Raw genomic sequence first — 17622 nt, 5'->3', positions numbered from 1 at the left:
CTCTTTTTAATATGGTTATTTTTTAATGGGGTTCTTTTTAATGTAGCTATTTAATTATGAGCATTTAATAAGAGACGCGCTTAACCTTGCTTATCGCTTTGACGCAGCAATATCCAAACAGGAATAAGACCGACCAACACAATCAACAGACTTGGCAATGCGGCGCGTCCCCACATGCCTTCACTGGTCATCTCAAACACCCGTACCGCCAACGTATCCCAGCCTTGCCGCCGCGTCATTAAAGTAATCGGCATCTCTTTCATGACTTCGACAAAGCCCATTAATAACCCAGTCAATACCCCTGGGCTCAATACAGGCAACATCACTTGCCGCCAGCGCTGATATGGGCTATCACTGAGTAATTTAGCAGCCGCTTCTTGATTGACCGTTAAGCGCTGTAGCTGACGATCGACCGGCTGGAAGCTCACGGTCATAAAGCGCGTCGATAAGGCTAGCAGCATCACAATAACACTACCAGATAAAAATTGCGTTGAGGTAATACCAAAAGCTATCAGCTGATTATCAAGCCACGCAATCGGAATAAATATCCCAACTGCCAATACCGTACCCGGCACCACATAACCCAAATTGGCTAAGGTACTCATCAGCTTAGTCGATTTATCCGGATATTGACGCTTAACCCACGCAATAATAATCGCCAAAAAAGCGATAAATATGGTGGTCATGCTCGCAATCATAAGACTATTAGTGACAAAATCAATATAACGCGCATCAAAATCTTGCTGGAAATTTAAGGCAGTCCAATAGAGCAGCTGCAAAAAAGGAATCAAAAACGCCACTAAAAATACCAATGTACAAAGTAACGCCATGCCCCACCTAGCAGGCTTACTGGCTTCGAAACGTTGGCTGCTACCTTGAGCTACTGTACTACCACGCTTTGCTTGCCAATACTGCTCAAACAAGACAACGATAAAGACCACGCCGATTAATAGCGCGGCCAACTGCGCGGCGGTGGTTAAACTAAAGAAGCCAAACCAGGCTTTATAAATTGCCGTCGTAAAAGTATCGACGTTAAATACCGACACTGCGCCAAAATCTGCAAGCGTTTCCATACTGGCGAGCAACAAGCCGCCAATGATCCACGGTAGCGCTTGTGGTAATGCCAGCCGAAAAAATACCTTGCGACGACTTAACCCAAGCATCTGCCCTGCTTCAATTGCTCGCCTACCTTGCGATAAAAACGCTTGGCGTGCCAGCAAATAGACATAAGGATAAAATGCCAATGACAATACCAAACCTGCGCCCCAGACGTTACGTACCGATGGGATAGCAGTAGCAAAACCAAACTCTCTTAAGGCGGTTTGCAGCGGTCCACTAAAGTCAACGATACCAACGGTAACAAATGCCAATACATAGGCTGGTATGGCTAAGGGCAACATCAGCGCCCACGTAAAAAACCGCTGTCCAGGGAAGCGGTACATACTGGTCACCCAAGCAAGCAATGTACCGACAACGCCAGAAATCACCGTCACCATCATCAATAAAATGACGGTATTTTTTAACACTTGCGGCAGTACATATTCGCGCATGTGGGTCCAAATATCAGCGACCGGCTGCGTCCATGATAATAATACGATTAAAATCGGTACTAGCATAAACAACGAAATCAGTCCTAAGACTGATTTCGAGATAATACGTTTGCGGACGACGTGGTCGTGACTAATAGATGGGCTACTATTGTCATTATTAGTTTCATTGACAGTATTGTCTTGATTAGCAGACGCTTCTGGCATTGTTATCATAAATAGTTACCGTGTCATACGCATAATGACGCTATTAGATGAGCATTTACTAACAACTAATAGCTAAAAACCAACCACTCAGCTACTTCTAGCCTGTTATTTATAACCAGCTTTATCCATCATTTGAATGGCTTTGGTTTGTAGCTCACCAAATTTCTGTACGCTGATGCTATCTTGTTTGAATGGGCCCCAAGATCTAAGCATTTCTGACTCATCAACACCGTCTTTCACAGGATATTCTTTATCAGAGCTGGCATAGAGACCTTGTGCTTCATCAGAGGATAACCATTCCATCAACTTCAGCGCGCCATCTGGATTGTCTGAGCCTGTTATCACACCCGCTCCAGAAATGTTTACATGCGTTCCTGTAGTACCTTGGTTTGCCCAAAATATTTTGACGGGGAAGTTTGGCTTTTCATCAAGCAGACGACCATAATAGTAGCTATTGGCAATACCTACTTCACACTGACCAGCGGCAATCGCTTCTAACATGTTGGTATCGTCACTAAAGACATCAGTTGCTAAATTATCAACCCAACCACGAATGACTTGTTCTGTTTTTTCTTCGCCTAAATTTTCCATCATACTGGCAACCAATGATTGGTTATAGACCGCTTTTGATGAGCGTAGACAAAGCTTACCTTTCCATTTTGGATCGGCCAAATCAGCATAGGTTGATAGCTGGGCAGCATCAACTTTACTCGGATCATAAAAAATAGTACGGGCACGCAATGATAGACCTGTCCACATACCTTTTGGATCACGATATTTAGCAGGAACGTTTTTTTCTAACACGCTAGAGGCAACTGGTTGTAATAAACCCTGCTCTGCTGCTTGCCATAAGTTACCCGCATCAACCGTTAACAGCATATCAGCAGGGGTATTTTTACCTTCCGCTTGCAAGCGTGCCATCAGTGGACCAGTTTTATCGGTTACCAGCTCAATTTTAACGCCCGTTTGCTCAGTATAACGGTCTAATAATGGTTTAATTAACTGCTCATTACGTGATGAGTAGATGGTTACCGTTTGCCCACCAGCCCCTGTCGCGCCATCTTTGGCCACTTCTTGCTCAGTGCTAGATTGTTCAGTACCAGTTGTCGCAGATTCAGCATCCACGTTTTCTGTTGGCGTCGATGCATTATTACAGCCAGCGAGCCCCAACATCATGCCAAATACAGCAACAGGTAAAGTAAGCTTAGTAGAAGATAGATTTGCACTAATAGCAGTTAATGACATGGCTTTCCCCATAATGGTGCTACGGATAAGTAAGATAAAAGGACATTAACATCACTAAAAAATGATTGTATAGCGCGATTAATATGACATTAATGTCTGAGACACAATATACTAATCGAAATGAGATTAATTATCAATACATTTATTTATGACAACAATGATGCAAAATCATCGCTTATCAACACCCTTTGGATAGCTGCTTTTCAGTAGGATTTTTATCACTTTCTATGGACTTATCTTGATATTAAAGTCGCCCTACCCTAAAGCAGCCACTGCCCCAAAATGACATTAACCGCTGCTTCCGTACGCAATATACGCGGACCTATATTGACTGCCGCGCAACCTTGAGTGGCAAGTAAGTCAATCTCATAATCAATCCAGCCGCCTTCTGCACCGATAAAGACCATGCTAGGCAGCAATGAACCAACTGACCTATGAGGTGGTTCATTGCTGCCTAGCTGTTGCACATATTGCGAAAACGACAGCGCACTATAAGGATGAGCGACAATGGCACGATTGGTTATTAAACTTGCAAGCTCGTCTTCAACAAAGGGCTTAAAGCGTTTTTGCAGACTAATCCGTGGCGCAATCGTATCGACGCCTTGTTGCAGCCCTTCTAGTACAAACTCATCAAGGCGACCCAACATCGGGCTTTGCCAATAGCTTTTTTGCGTACGGTAGCTATTGATAAGAATGATGTCGTTGACGCCAAGCGCGGTCATATCCATGATCAGACGGCGCAAAACCTTTGGTCGTGGCAATGCCAGTACCACCGTAAGATTGAGCTTCGGTGGCGGATTGATGGTCAGTTGTATATCACCCAACTGAATACGGTCGGGCGCGATATCTTCAATGATAGCGCTGCCAAGCTTGCCGTCCAATTGCCCAATTTTTAAAGAATCACCCACCTTCGCGCTTAATACTTTATTAACATGAGCAATTTGCGCCAAGTCATAAATGTGCGCAGTGTCATGTTGAAAGCTGGTCTCTGGTAGTAATATACAATTCATAGCGTCACTTATATCAGCTCTTGATTCACGTCTTGATTGAAAGATGGTTTTGCGTATTGCTGAATCACATCTTCAATCATTGATAACTGACGATTCAATACCGCTTGCTGCTGCTGTGTCATTTCTGCACCCGCTTGCCCTGCCTGTTTTGCCAATGCTAGATGACTGAGCCAAAACTGCAGCTGCTGATAAAGAAGACTATCGTCATCGCTAGATGGCAGATTACTGTCAATTTTTTGCTGCTGAGATAGCTGCCCATCCGTACCAATAGCGCTATAAAATGCATTATGTGGTTGATATAACGTCCCGACGCTAGCGAGCTTATCAACCACGCTTTGGCAAGACTGGGTATAAGCACCCATCAATACCGGTGTCCCTACACTCGCCGGCTCAACCGGATTATGCCCCCCAACATCGACTAATGAGCCACCCACTAACGCCACATCCGCCAGCGCATACCATGTCATCAATTCACCCATACTATCAGCCAAATAAACGTGGGTATTTGGATGAATAATATACTCGTCTATGGTATCAGGATTAATAGGGTCGCCATCAATAGTGTCGGGATTAACAGCCAGTGCATCACTACGCCGCGCCATTGCCAAACCAGACTTTTCGATTAGGCCTGCCACCTCATCGAAGCGTTCAGGATGCCTCGGGACGATAATTAACAAGGTATCGGCTAATAAAGGGTTAGAGAGGATTTGCTGCTGCCATGATAATACCGTCTCTTCTTCACCGCTATGAGTACTTGCTGCCACCCAAATCGGACGACCTACTATACCTAAATCTTCGGCATCATTTTCTATTTCAGTTTCTTTAGCACTACTATCATTCAGCTTCGCGGTATTAATCACCCATTTCAGCGAGCCTGCCACGCGGATTTGAGCACTATGAGCGCCCAATTGCCGAAAGCGTTTTGCAGAGTCATTGTCTTGCGCAATGATGAGGCTCAGGTTTTTCATCATACTGGTACTGACCGCGCCAATTTTTTGATAACTTTTAAAAGAAGCAGCAGATAACCGACCATTGACCAAGATACTCGGGATATGATGCTCGGACAATTTAGTTAAGATATTCGCCCAAAGCTCTGTTTCTACAAACAATGCCGCAACCGGTTGCACATGCGCTAAAAACCTCTCAATCACCGCAGGACTGTCGACAGGAACGTAGCTATGACTCAAACGACCTTGAGCAATATCATCAGCAAAACGACTGGCACCACGCGCAAACCCTGTCTGCGTGGTATTGGTCAACCATATCTGATAGCCTTTTGCTAATAGCGCGTCGAGCAAAGGCGCGACAGTATTGGTCTCCCCTAAAGACACCGCATGGCACCAGATGACTTTTTTGCCATTGCCATATTTGCCATTCTCGTCAGCTTTTGCAGCAGATATATAATCCGCCGTATTAGACTTCATATTTGTATCCAGCATGGGCGGCGCGGGATAGCGCTTACCAAAACGCTGCTCCACCTCTTGCTGATAATTATCACGTTTATGCGAGCGACGCCATACCTGCATACGATATAGCGGTTTTAGCAAACCAATCGTCATCTGATAATAAACAGGTGGCTTATAAACGGCTCGGCTTTGCAGTGGCTGAGTCGATTTATCAAAAGAGGGTAAGGAATTATCAGAAGATGGCATGAAGAAGCCCAGATTAGTAATGGATCGGACGATAAGAAGTGGCGATAAAAAGCGCGCCAATTCTACCTGAATTTAATGCTAAACAATAGTTTTTAAGCACTCGTTATTAGAAACAAGAATTTCAAAGTCAGATTTTAAAAATCCGAATTTAAAATAATCGCTTAGACAATAATGAAGATTAATATAGCGATAACAATAATTACTACAAATAATAGCTGATAACGTTTTAAGCTATGCTGCTCTTGCTTTTGTGTGCTAATTAACATTTGTGCTTGCTGCCACTGACTGACCAAGCTTGCCGCTTCTATGTGCCCGTTTTCGGCCGCTTGCTCAAGCCAATATTTTCCATTATTCATATCTTGTGGCACGCCAAACCCTTGATAGTACAGCTTACTTAATAGACGCTGAGCACGACTGTCATTTTTGCTGGCCGCTTGCTTAACCCATTCAACTCCTGATTCCATAGCAGCCAGTTTATCAGCGTATATCCCTTCACCAAGTAGCTCATACATAGACAAACGTAGCATAGCCGTACTGTTACCTGCATCGGCAGCTTCTTGCAATTTTGCTAGGGCTTGCTGCTTTGCTGCCAAATGCTTTTCTGAAAATATAACTTGCGCGCGCGGTTTCTTTTGTTTAGCGATATGCTGCTCAAATTGATCCAAGACTTTGCAGGCTTGCTCATATTCTGTCTTGCCAGCGGTTTGCGGCACCTCTATTTCATCAAGCTCTATGAGCAATTGGATAAAAAGCTCTGGGGTTGGCGATCCTTCTACTGCTGGTTTTATAGTTGGTTTTACTGCTACTTCTTTTAATGTTGCTTGTAAAGGTTCTACTGGCGCAGTTTCTGTTGAAGGGACTTCTAATGGAACAGTTAATGAAGCCGTTGATGAATTAGCTTTTGCTAATAGCGCCTCTGTTTGAGAGATTTCAGATGTTGTTTGAAGCTCATTATAAGAAGAAGTATTATTAACAGCATCACTATTTGTCTGAATACTTTGGCTGCTATGTTGCGCCGCTAATGTTTCAACTCCTTGCTTAGTGGCAGACTCCATAGCCGTAGATACCGGTAATCCATGGTTATCAATGGTGTTTGGCAGTCTTGCATTAACCGCTTGATATAGTCCGCTTGCCACTTGATCACCTTGCACCGCTTGAAACGGTCGATCAATATGACCAAACAGACGCAACCCTATCGGCTCTAACGCAAAAAAGAGCGATGCAGTCGCATTAGGCTTATCAGTGGCTTCAATGTCATCACGATAAACCACTGCCATATGTTGATAAAAGTCAGCAGTCAGCAGTGGCAATGCAGGATAACGCTTCCGTAGCTCGAAATCACCAAACCAATGCGGCGCATATTGCCATTGCTGTGCCAATACTCGTCCTGCATAAAACGCTAAAAACACCATAAAATTACGATAACGCTCATCTGTCAACAGCGAAGCCTCATCCCATATACCAGTCTTAATCATGTCGCGGCGTATCTGTGACAGCAGGATATCTACGCGCTGTAAACTTGCTAGCGACCCATCCAGTTTGCAGTGATGCAATTCAGTTTCATAAGCTATGCCGCCAGCAATAGGGCGGCCAGCCAAAAAATCTTGCCAATAGCCTGCTGCAATATAATCAAGGGGCGTTAAGAGTGATGCAGACATAAAGTAAGCCTATCCTTTAAAAACAATCATAGAAGTGATGACGCAATTTGGCTGATAATAAAAATAAGTAGTTTACCTTAACTGAAAATCGAAAGCGCTACAATAAAGGACTAAATAAGCGCACCACATTATCAAACAAGCGCTCTGCCCCGTGACGCTCTTGCCACTCGTCTAAAGTCAAAAAACGGCAGCTTTGCAAGTACACTTCTTGACAATCAGCAACCTGCGCAACCATCTCTGGGGTATAAATCGCTAAGCTGACTTCCATATTCAAATAAAAACTGCGCATATCAATATTCACCGTACCAAACAGACAATAATCATCGTCAATGACCACCGTCTTAGCGTGTAGCAGCCCACCTTTAAATAAAGCAATGGTCACCCCTGCTTCGAGTAGTTCTTGGTAATAAGCTTGGGAGGCGTGCTGCACCAAAAACGAATCCACTTTTTCGGGGACAATAATCGTTACCTCAACCCCGCGTTTGGCTGCGGTAGTCAGCGCTCCTGATAAAGCTTCATCGGGGACAAAATACGGCGTGGTAATGCGAATAAGTTTGTTGGCGCGATGAATAACCGTCACCAACGTATTATAAATCACATGCGCCGTCACTTGCGGTGCCGAAGGTATCAGCTGCGCCAGCACATCTTCTACCACTGGCATGCGCGGTATCAAAATCGATGTCGAGCCAATCTCGGGCGGCTCATCAGCATCACTAAATTCGTCTAAAACTTTGACGCGGCTGTTGATATCATTAATGGTCGGGTGCATGACATAGAGCTTACGGGTATAGGTATTCACGCGGTGATTGAGCGCGTCTAAATTGTCTTTATTTTCCGCACCGATATCAGTGACCACTACTTTTGCCATCGCCGTGGCAATACTAATCGGCTCTTGGCTGACACTACGTATCGCCACATCAATCCATTGACCAACATTTTTATTCTGTTTAAAAAATTTCGGATCCACCAAGTTAAAGCTACCGATATACCCTATGTGTTCATCAATGACGATAATCTTGCGATGATTACGCAAATCTGAGCGCTTAAATAAGGTTTTAAATAGGCCAACTGGTAGCGATTGATGCACAAAAACCCCGGCCTCTTCTAACATACGATGCTGTTTGCTATTAAAAAAGCTAAAACTACCCACACTATCCGCTAATATATGACACTCTATACCACGCTGCGCCGCTGCCATCAGCGCATCCATGACCTCGAGTATTTGACCTTTTGGATAAATAATATAAAACTCCATTAGGATGATGCGCTGGGCAGCATTGATGTCTTCAATCAAATGTCCAAAGATAGCACTCGGTGTGGTCAATAGCTGCATCTGATGATCGGGGAACACCCCAAACCCTGTCCAGCGCGTGCCTATTTTACTGACACCGCGGTAGTTATCGGTCAGTAGCTCTTGTCCTTGGTCAAACACTAGCTGCTCACGCTTAGCCATATTATTCATCAGTAGCCTTGCCTGATTCATACGCGCACGATAACGCCGCCCAATCATTGGCTCACCTAGGAGTAGGTAAGCGATAAAACCAACCACAGGCAAGGTATAGAGCACAGCAACCCAAGCAATCGATACCCCGATATTGCGCTGTACCGAGACGATGCGCAGTGTCATGACTATCATGAGAACCACGTGCAATATCAGACCCAATCCAGCAAAGTCTCCTAACGACCATGTCGTAAAGTAGTCTTCAATAGAAAAGCTCTCTATATTAAAAATATCTATGCTCGCCTCCATGAACCTATATCACTCAAACTATTTACCTATTTTTATTAGCCAGCTGTCTTACTAACTAGACGCTTTGTTAGTTAGACGCAAAAAGCATTATCAGTATAGTGTCTTTTAGGGGGCACGCAATAGCAAACTGTATCGCGGCTCTATCGTCTGACAATCACCCTACATGTACCTTTCTTTGACCGTTAATACTGGTTATTAACCACAATTTTAAAAATACTTGAAATAATATTTGACAGCCATGTGTAAATGTATATAATACACACCCACAGAGCGAGGCTTTAGTTAGCTATATTCTGTTGAAAGTTATTCGAAGTGTGACAGCTCTGAATGTTAAAGCTTTCAAGAAACCCTATTTAAAGGATTTCAATTGTGAATCTAAAATTGCATTGCAATTTTTCAACGGTTCTCAGGGTGATTAGCTCAGTTGGTAGAGCGTCTGCCTTACACGCAGAATGTCGGCGGTTCGAATCCGTCATCACCCACCACTCTTTTAGCGAGTGAGCCCTATTAATAAGGGTAAGATGCTAAAAACGACCTAAGCAGCGGTAGTTCAGTTGGTTAGAATACCGGCCTGTCACGCCGGGGGTCGCGGGTTCGAGTCCCGTCCGCTGCGCCATATTTAAAACGAATTTAAACTCTCGAGTTTAAGCAAGTTTCGCCTCAAACATTATATTGTTTGAGGTTTTTTTGTGTTTGTATATTTACCTAAATCTTTTTAGTAGTGTTGATAACGTGCTTTAATTTTCAACAACAAAAACAGTAATCGGTACTTTATAAAGTTAGTGAGACCTTTTATTGATGTACCAGCGGTTAGATTATCGGGCAACGGATTACCCTCATCCTGTTCAGTATAGATGACCACCCATCCAACTAAGTTTACTATCTGCTCATCTTCTGTATGAGGCAGGCATCAATTTATGGGCTGTATCCTGATTTACCTAGAGCAATAACGGAAATTGATAAACGTTAGCATATATGAGAACGCCTATCATTGCACAAACGACGCTGAGCCAAACCAGACGAACCTGAGAGGTAGACCAATCTATGTGCCAGTTGACTTTATTTCTCGTCCTTAGCCACTCTGTCATACTAATCGCTACCGTTAGCCATAATGCACCTATCAAATATCCTCCCAGCACATCACTCATATAGTGCTCATTGAGCACAATTCTACTCAATCCCACCAGTATGCAAAAAAAGACGCTGATCACCAATATACGCACTTGTCTGCTAAAATCTTGGCTAAAACGAATGGCCATGTAAGCAATAAAGCCATATAAGGCAATAGTAACCGTCGCATGTCCACTCGGAAAGGAGTATGTTCGCTCAAGCAATAGAATATCTACTGGTCGCTCACGATGAAACAGTAATTTACTTAAATAGGTAAATACAGTGCTTCCTATAACCGCTATCAGCAATCCAATTAACAGGTAGCGTTGGCGAATGACATAGCATATGACACCAGTCAAAAATACAATCAAAAGAGTAAGTGGCGTAGAAGCTAAACTGGTAATTAAAATAAAGAAATTTACCACAGGTGATTCACTCAGTAGACTCATCTGTTGTGACACAAAGTGATCCATGGCTACAATCGAATCTGAGGTAACGACATCTTCAACCAGTCCGATAAACAAAACCAAAATATAGCCCATTACTAAAACCAAAAGGGTAAGAGGTAAACCGTAAAAATGCTCTACATGGAGCCTTTGTGATAAAAAATAATAAGATTTTGGATAGCTGGTCTTAAATTGGGCGATTCGTTTGTCTAATCCAAAATACTGTTGCAGCCTTCTCCAATATTGCATAGCTTGAGTAAGCGTTTTTCTGCCGTAACGAATAATCCCATACTGCAAAATCCACAACACAATAATCACCAATAGAAGCAGGCTACCTAAGGTGAACAACGGCTGATTTGTTTGAATAAAATTGATCATAAGTAAGAGAACTCATTTTGGAGAGCTTTTTGTAGGTATAGGTCCTTTGCATTCATGGATACAACTTACCAATTTACCTCAAACGCATTGCCCTATGACATGCCATAAATTAAGCCATAAGGAATACAAAAAGCAGTCTTTTTCTTAAGAGGTTTAAAGCATTGTAAAACCTTGGAAAAATCAGGGTTTTTCTTTTTATGGAGTGTATTAATTTCAGTTTCTGTTAACCTTTTTAGAGTACGTGAGTCAAGTTTTATGACCTCTGCCGGCTTATCATTGAGACTGATAGTTTCTTCTAGATCCAGCATCTCTGCATTATCACCAAATCTAAAACTGGCATTATTGACAGTTGAAAATGTCTCATTTGAGGTTGTTGTAAAATTAAGCTGCTGAACCGAGTAGACCATGCTGGCGCCTATGGCACCTTCAAAACTACAAGGTGTCTTTTTCAGCACTTTTTTATTGGTCAATGACACTGTGGTGCAAGTCGTATTTCCAGCAACTTCGCCGACCATCGCCATCGCACTCACAGACCCCAACAGCATAGGCAAAATAACCAGTAGTTTTTTAGCAATCATTTGAGCAGCCTCTTATTGGTTTTAAGTGATCACATATCATATGAACTCCGGTATCAATCACGTATTTCATTTAAGCCTCTTAACACATTCTTAACGCAGTATATGCTATTTTAGCGAATACAGTCCTCACTCATCCTATTAAGAGTCCATGTATGTCAAAAAACTTAGTTACTGATACAAGAGTTGCAGAAGCCAATGATGCAAGTCTTGCAAAGGCTAATACTGCAATCAATGCTAAAAGCAAATTCTATAATCGTGAGCTTAACCTCAACTATCTGCTTATAGTCGTTGCGCTATATCTGGTCGCTACAGCAAATATCGGCTTTTTTAAGCAAGTATTGGCTGTTTATCCGTTTGCTGACAATACGGGATTTATTCTCTCTCTGACAGGATTATTATTTGGCTTGATGTGGCTGATATTACAGCTGCTATGCTACCGCCCAATAGCAAAACCTGTGCTGATCATAATGGTTATTATTGCCGCGATATGTGGTTATTTTACCGATGCGTATGGGACGATATTTGACCCTAATATGCTGGTGAACAGCTTACAGACAGATCAAGCGGAAGCAATGGGATTGATGGCACCAAGTTTTATTATTCGACTGCTGTTATTAGGGGTGTTACCTGCTTTTATTATTAGTAGAATTCGCTTAAAACGTCCCTCGTGCCAACGAGCGATAGGCTACAAAACCGCCACTTTAATAGGGTCGATCGCGGTTATCGCGGTCTGCCTGTTACCCTTTGGTGACCAGTACGCCAGCTTCTTTCGTCAACACAAACAAGTCCGTTATTACGCCAACCCGATTACCCCTATTTATTCGGTCGTTAAATTGGGTCAGAATTACGTCGATGATTTGCGCCGTCCTGATACTATGACTGCTCACGCCGTAGATGCTAAGCGCACAAGTTCTGCTGGTAGCACAAAGCCTAAGCTGATGGTATTTGTGGTAGGCGAAACGGTGCGTGCTGATCACATTGGTTTGAATGGTTATAAGCGCGAGACGATGCCATTACTTGCCAGCCAACCAGACGTTTATAGCTTCAAGAATGCTACCGCTTGTGGCACTTCAACCGCCTATTCAGTACCTTGTATGTTCAGTTATGCCAATCGCGAAGACTATGATGTCGATACTGCTGAGTATAATGAAAACGTACTTGATACCCTCAACAAGCAAGGCGTCAATGTCATTTGGCGGGATAATAACTCTAGCTCTAAAGGCGTTGCAGACCGCGTGACTTTTGAGGACTATAAAACTCCCGATAAAAATCCTAATTGCGATGTTGAATGTCGCGATATAGGTATGCTCGATGGGTTTGATAAATTACTTAAGTCAGACACGGCGCCAAAAGACACGCTAATATTGTTGCATCAAATGGGCAATCATGGTCCTGCTTATTATAAACGCTACCCCAAAGAATTTGAGGAATATAAGCCAGTATGTATGACTAATGAGCTGTCCAAGTGTGATACTCAATCCGTCATCAATGGTTATGACAATGCGATTCGCTACACCGATTACTTTTTAAATGCCACTATCGATAAGCTAAAAACCTACGAGCAAGACTACGATGTAGTGATGGTTTATATTAGTGACCATGGAGAGAGTTTAGGAGAAAATAACGTCTACTTACATGGTTTGCCGTATAGTATTGCACCGCATGCTCAAAAGCAGGTGCCAGTGATTATTTGGTCTCCTAATGGCAACAGCATCGATAGTAATAGTCTCTCTAGTATGACCGATCAGCCAGTATCGCACGATTTTATTACGCCAACCCTACTGAGCTTTTTTAATATTACTACTAAAGAAGTGGCATCCGCGCCAACCTTTTTTAAAACTGTTAATGAATCTTTTTAACCCAAGCACTGCTAGCATTTATGCTCGAGACATCTATGTACAAGATACTTGTTATTGAAGACAACCCCGATATCGTAGCAAATATTTATGCTTTTTTTGAGCCAAAAGGCTTTGAGTTGGACAATGCCCATAATGGTCTGAGTGGCTTGGCACTGGCAGCGAGCAACCGCTACGACGTGATACTGTTGGACGTAATGCTTCCCGGTATGGATGGCACTAAACTGTGCAAAACACTCAGAGAAGAGCTGCATGACAAGACGCCAGTATTGATGTTGACTGCACGTGACACGGTTTTGGACAAAGTAGCAGGGTTTGATAGCGGAGCTGACGATTATCTGGTTAAGCCGTTCTCACTGGTTGAGTTAGAAGCCCGTATCAAAGCTTTGATACGCCGTCATCAAGATGAGCATTTTGAGCATAGTATAAGAATAGGCAAACTATCTTTAAATGCAGCTGAACATAGTATCAAGCGCGAAGACAAAGTGCTAAAACTAACCCCAACAGGCTTTAAAATAATGCATACGCTGATGAGTGTGGCACCTCGAGTCGTCAGTAAGGCGGAGCTTGAGGAAAAGGTATGGGGACAAGATATTCCAAGTAGTGATGCCTTACGTACCCATATGCACAGTGTGCGTGCACAAGTTGATAAGCCATTTTCTGAGCCTATGATAATGACTATAGCGGGTATTGGCTATCAGGTTATTGATCCTGATAATTCCTAAATCCTAGCAAATATTCGTAATGTATTGCCATTGAGGGCTCAGTATCGTGCCGTATTATGACTCATATGAACTAGAAGTTGAGCCATCAAGCGAATGAGACTGGTGGCAGTACCTTTAGTATTTATGATAAATAGGGCTATCTAACTCTCAAATCAATTATATATAACTGGCTATGATATTAATCAGTAAAGAGATGATGACTAAATTGAATACAAAGGCGATGATGCTATGCAAGGTAGCAAGATTTCTGCCAGCGCTTGAGGTAAAAGCAATATCAGCCGTTTGCCCTGAAGTACCGATCGCAACGGCACCATAAAAGAAGTCTTCAAACTTAGCATTTACCAATTTTTTAGGCTCCTCATTGTTACCTTTATCCTCAACCATTGCTTCAGGAAACATAAAAGGTTGGGTCACTCCGCTACGTTGCTTAGAGAAATATAAATAAGCGTATTGCATCGCAAAAACGACTTGTATCATCAACCAAGTAATAAAAATAGTGCTCACTGTAAGCACAATAGTTAAAATACGCGCCATGCCCTGATAATCCTTGCCGAGCTGCGTTTGCCTCACGATCGCTACTAAGCAGATTAAGCTTGCCATACTGATGAGGCTCAAGATAATTACTTTGCCTTCGTGATGTTGGGTTAGATGACCATGAATGGTATTTGCCCGCATCATCATAACGATGCTCACAATGTAAATCAAAATGGCACTATCCCAACCAATTATAAAGACCGTACTAAAAGAGAGTGGCCATATTGCCACTATTATTAAGCCGATAATTGCCCCAATCATGAGACTGCCGAGCAAGCGCCAATGACTAAGGAACGTATTTGATGATATTGCCATAGTATTAATCAAGCTTCATTAATGGGAATTGAGATCATGCTACCTATGAGATCTTGCTTTTAACCAATCTTCAATCATCTTACTTATAACACGCTTTTGTAGCAGATATTAGTTTAACTTCAGACTCAACCTTTAGTTTCAAACCTTTAGTTTCATACTTTTTTTTGAATACCCTTTTTATAAGTCTCATACCCAACTAGACCCACTATCATCAGTAAAAATACGATGCTGATGCTAGTGACGCCCAAATCTAATCCACCATTTTTGATGGGTTGAGACAACCAATCACCAAGCGCCGCTCCTAAAGGACGGGTCAAAATATAAGCCAGCCAAAAACACCAAACATTATTAAGTTTTAGCACATAAAATCCTACTGCGATGAAGGCGATACCACTAGCAAATATCAGAGTAGAGTTTTGATAACCGATATTAAGCCCTTCTGCAAACCAGTCTCCTGCGGCAGTGCCCAGTGCGAAAGTCGCTAAGATGGCCGTCCAATAGAACAACTCACGGGGAAAGGTATCGATGTGATGGATAGACAAGGTTTTTTCTCTGGCGTACCAAATAGAAAACACGATTGCCAGCACCACACTAAAACCTATGGTCGAGAGGGACAATGGTATACCTAGATTATCGGTCATGTTATCAGTGATGAGCGTACCGAGCACACTGACGAATACTACGGTTAACCAGTATTTCCACGGTATATAGTCTTTTGCTTTTAGCTGTATGGTCAAAGCAACTAAAAACAGCACTGTCATGATAAGGGACGTCGTTGGCAACCCTAATTTGAAATTGAAAATCATAAAGTCAGCGGCCGTTTCACCGACGGTGGTCGACATCATTTTTATCAGCCAAAACACCAACGTTATTTCCGGTACTTTATTAAGCATGGTGGCGTATTTTGATTGCTTGGGTACCCCATTTATAGGTGGTAGAGAGTGCTGGTAAGTAGACATAGATACTTTCCTTTTATAAGGTAGTGATGAGATAGCACTATTTTTGCTACGCCATAGAACCATATTAACCACCCAGTTATTAAGAAAGCGTTAAGACCTCATCAGCTACCCTCTGCTTGTTTTTTTCACTTAAACGACTGCTAAAGATTGCCTTTCATTTATTAACCTAATGACCTAGAAAATTTTGGTCGCTAATTAAACCCTTAATTAGCGCTAAGTGTCTCCTATGTCTCATTTGCTAGTATAGATTCATACCAATAAGGTAGCTGACAACACCATTAAAGGGAGTGTCAGAAACTGACTTAATCTAAAGGATGAATCTTATGAAAAACGTATCAATGTTAAGCAAATCAATGATTGTTGCCCTTAGTATTGCAGGTGTGGGCGCAGCAGCTATCGCAGCGCCAGCTGCTACCAACACTAAAGCTGCAGCCAGCTCAAGTGAAGCTGTCAGCGCCATGCAAAGTAAAATCAGCCTAACGCAGGCAATCAATATCGCCAAACAAAATGCCAAAGGTGATCTGGTTAGTGCCGAGTTTGATTATGATGACGATGATGGGACCAGCAAATATGAAGTCGAGTTCGTGGCAAAAGGTACAGCTTATGAAGTGAAGATTGATGCCAATACCGGTAAAGTTCTTAAGACCAAGCAAGAGAAACTAGATAAAAAGGATATGGCTGAATATAGTGCCATGAAGCAAGCCAAAGTTACGCTGACGAGTGCCATGCAAAAAGCAGCACAAAGTGTGAATGGTAAAGTGATTAGTGCTGAGTTTGAGCTAAAAAAGGGCCAGTCTCTTTACGATATTGAAGTTGTCAAAGGCAATCAGATATATGATGTGAGTATAGATGCCAATACTGGCAAAGTCTTAAGCAGTCAAGTCGATGTAGAAGATGATGACTAAACTAACTCCTTAACCTATAAAGGTTTAATTTTTAATCCACCACTTTAAAAGTAGGCAATAGCTGATACTATGCTAGACGTGGTATCGGCTATTGCTTATTTAGTATTTAGATCCTAGGCAACTAGTGATAGCGCTTCTAAATCAGAAGCTATTTTGGTGATTTTTTACCTCAACGAATCTATATGGTCTTAACGCTTTCTTAATCATCATTGCCTTATACTGCTTAAAATTTACCATCAACCCTGATATTCATGATTACTGAGAATTTATATGAGCAATGACCATCTTAGCAGTCGCAATGACGAAAAGACCAATCATGATCCTTTGAGCCAACCAACCTCTAATCAATTGCTCGCAGCCGATAGCTATGCCAGCGATGCTAAAGGTAAAAAAGGTCTTTCTCGTATCATAAAAGCCACTGGTTACTCTATAGATGGTTTTAAAGCGGCTTATAAGTTTGAGGCAGCTTTTAGACAAGTCCTTTGGCTCAATCTCGTGCTGTTCATTGTCATCATAGTCATGCCTTTTGATATTAATGTAAAAATGATGTTAATAAGCGCTTCTTTTTTATCGCTTATCGTTGAGCTATTTAATACTGGTATTGAAGCCAGTGTCGACCATACTTCAACCGCTCAACACCCTCTCGCTAAAATAGCAAAAGATGTGGGTTCTGCTGCCCAGTTCTTATCATTGTTACTGTTGTTTATCTTATGGTTACTTGCATTATCACCGCTTTTATTTTAAGCA

General features: G+C 42.4%; 14 protein-coding genes and 2 tRNA genes. 6 read left to right on the top strand and 10 right to left on the bottom strand.

The genetic code is table 11. The annotated features are described in order from the left end of the window. Positions 1-80: 80 nt before the first annotated feature. The 6 genes from FQ084_RS05805 to FQ084_RS05780 form a co-directional block, all read right to left on the bottom strand. A complete protein-coding gene (locus FQ084_RS05805; RefSeq protein WP_149489704.1) occupies positions 81-1763 on the bottom strand; it encodes an ABC transporter permease in 1683 nt (560 codons plus the stop codon). Positions 1764-1859: 96 nt separating this feature from the next. After that, positions 1860-2999, bottom strand: a complete 1140-nt coding sequence (locus tag FQ084_RS05800) for an extracellular solute-binding protein (RefSeq protein WP_149489703.1) — start codon at positions 2997-2999, stop codon at positions 1860-1862. 260 nt (positions 3000-3259) lie between these two features. Then, entirely contained in the window at positions 3260-4009 is a 750-nt protein-coding gene (locus FQ084_RS05795; protein ID WP_149489702.1) for a 16S rRNA (uracil(1498)-N(3))-methyltransferase, read from the bottom strand. An 8-nt stretch (positions 4010-4017) separates the two neighbouring features. Beyond that, positions 4018-5661, bottom strand: coding sequence for a 3-deoxy-D-manno-octulosonic acid transferase (locus FQ084_RS05790; RefSeq protein ID WP_149489701.1), 1644 nt, complete (start codon positions 5659-5661; stop codon positions 4018-4020). Positions 5662-5822: 161 nt separating this feature from the next. After that, the gene (locus FQ084_RS05785; RefSeq protein WP_149489700.1) at positions 5823-7319 is read right to left on the bottom strand and encodes a tetratricopeptide repeat protein; all 1497 of its coding nucleotides are present in this window, start codon (positions 7317-7319) and stop codon (positions 5823-5825) included. Between the two features lie 97 nt (positions 7320-7416). Further along, positions 7417-9069, bottom strand: a complete 1653-nt coding sequence (locus FQ084_RS05780; RefSeq protein WP_149489699.1) for a cardiolipin synthase — start codon at positions 9067-9069, stop codon at positions 7417-7419. Between the two features lie 409 nt (positions 9070-9478). On the opposite strand from FQ084_RS05780, the gene FQ084_RS05775 reads away from it, so the two are divergent. Together FQ084_RS05775 and FQ084_RS05770 are read left to right on the top strand one after the other, a co-directional pair. Further along, positions 9479-9554: transfer RNA gene (locus tag FQ084_RS05775), tRNA-Val, on the top strand. A 54-nt stretch (positions 9555-9608) separates the two neighbouring features. Then, positions 9609-9685: transfer RNA gene (locus FQ084_RS05770), tRNA-Asp, on the top strand. 322 nt (positions 9686-10007) lie between these two features. Here the strand turns inward: FQ084_RS05770 and FQ084_RS05765 are convergent. Together FQ084_RS05765 and FQ084_RS05760 are read right to left on the bottom strand one after the other, a co-directional pair. Beyond that, positions 10008-11003, bottom strand: a complete 996-nt coding sequence (locus FQ084_RS05765) for a phosphatase PAP2 family protein (RefSeq protein WP_149489698.1) — start codon at positions 11001-11003, stop codon at positions 10008-10010. A gap of 92 nt (positions 11004-11095) precedes the next feature. Continuing rightward, positions 11096-11581, bottom strand: coding sequence for a hypothetical protein (locus tag FQ084_RS05760; RefSeq protein WP_149489697.1), 486 nt, complete (start codon positions 11579-11581; stop codon positions 11096-11098). A 152-nt stretch (positions 11582-11733) separates the two neighbouring features. Between FQ084_RS05760 and FQ084_RS05755 the strand changes: the two genes are divergently transcribed. After that, complete coding sequence (locus FQ084_RS05755) at positions 11734-13440, top strand: phosphoethanolamine transferase (RefSeq protein ID WP_149489696.1); 1707 nt, start codon at positions 11734-11736, stop codon at positions 13438-13440. 35 nt (positions 13441-13475) lie between these two features. Next, positions 13476-14162 carry a response regulator transcription factor gene (locus FQ084_RS05750; RefSeq protein WP_149489695.1) on the top strand — a complete coding sequence of 229 codons (687 nt, stop codon included), beginning with the start codon at positions 13476-13478 and terminating at the stop codon, positions 14160-14162. Positions 14163-14318: 156 nt separating this feature from the next. Here the strand turns inward: FQ084_RS05750 and FQ084_RS05745 are convergent, their stop codons facing one another. Together FQ084_RS05745 and FQ084_RS05740 are read right to left on the bottom strand one after the other, a co-directional pair. Continuing rightward, positions 14319-15011 (bottom strand): DUF1345 domain-containing protein, encoded by a 693-nt coding sequence (locus FQ084_RS05745; RefSeq protein ID WP_149489694.1) that lies wholly within the window; start codon positions 15009-15011, stop codon positions 14319-14321. A gap of 152 nt (positions 15012-15163) precedes the next feature. Further along, positions 15164-15970: a hypothetical protein gene (locus FQ084_RS05740; RefSeq protein WP_262880676.1), complete on the bottom strand. Its 807-nt coding sequence runs from the start codon at positions 15968-15970 to the stop codon at positions 15164-15166. 323 nt (positions 15971-16293) lie between these two features. Between FQ084_RS05740 and FQ084_RS05735 the strand changes: the two genes are divergently transcribed. Both FQ084_RS05735 and FQ084_RS05730 read left to right on the top strand, forming a co-directional pair. Beyond that, positions 16294-16875, top strand: coding sequence for a PepSY domain-containing protein (locus FQ084_RS05735; RefSeq protein WP_188032908.1), 582 nt, complete (start codon positions 16294-16296; stop codon positions 16873-16875). A gap of 270 nt (positions 16876-17145) precedes the next feature. Beyond that, positions 17146-17619: a diacylglycerol kinase gene (locus FQ084_RS05730; protein ID WP_149489692.1), complete on the top strand. Its 474-nt coding sequence runs from the start codon at positions 17146-17148 to the stop codon at positions 17617-17619. The last annotated feature ends 3 nt before the right edge of the window (positions 17620-17622 follow it).

Origin of the sequence: Psychrobacter sp. ANT_WB68 (assembly GCF_008369115.1) — a bacterium.
In the GTDB taxonomy this organism is placed as follows: Bacteria; Pseudomonadota; Gammaproteobacteria; order Pseudomonadales; family Moraxellaceae; genus Psychrobacter.
This window is presented reverse-complemented; position numbering and strand designations above follow the sequence as displayed.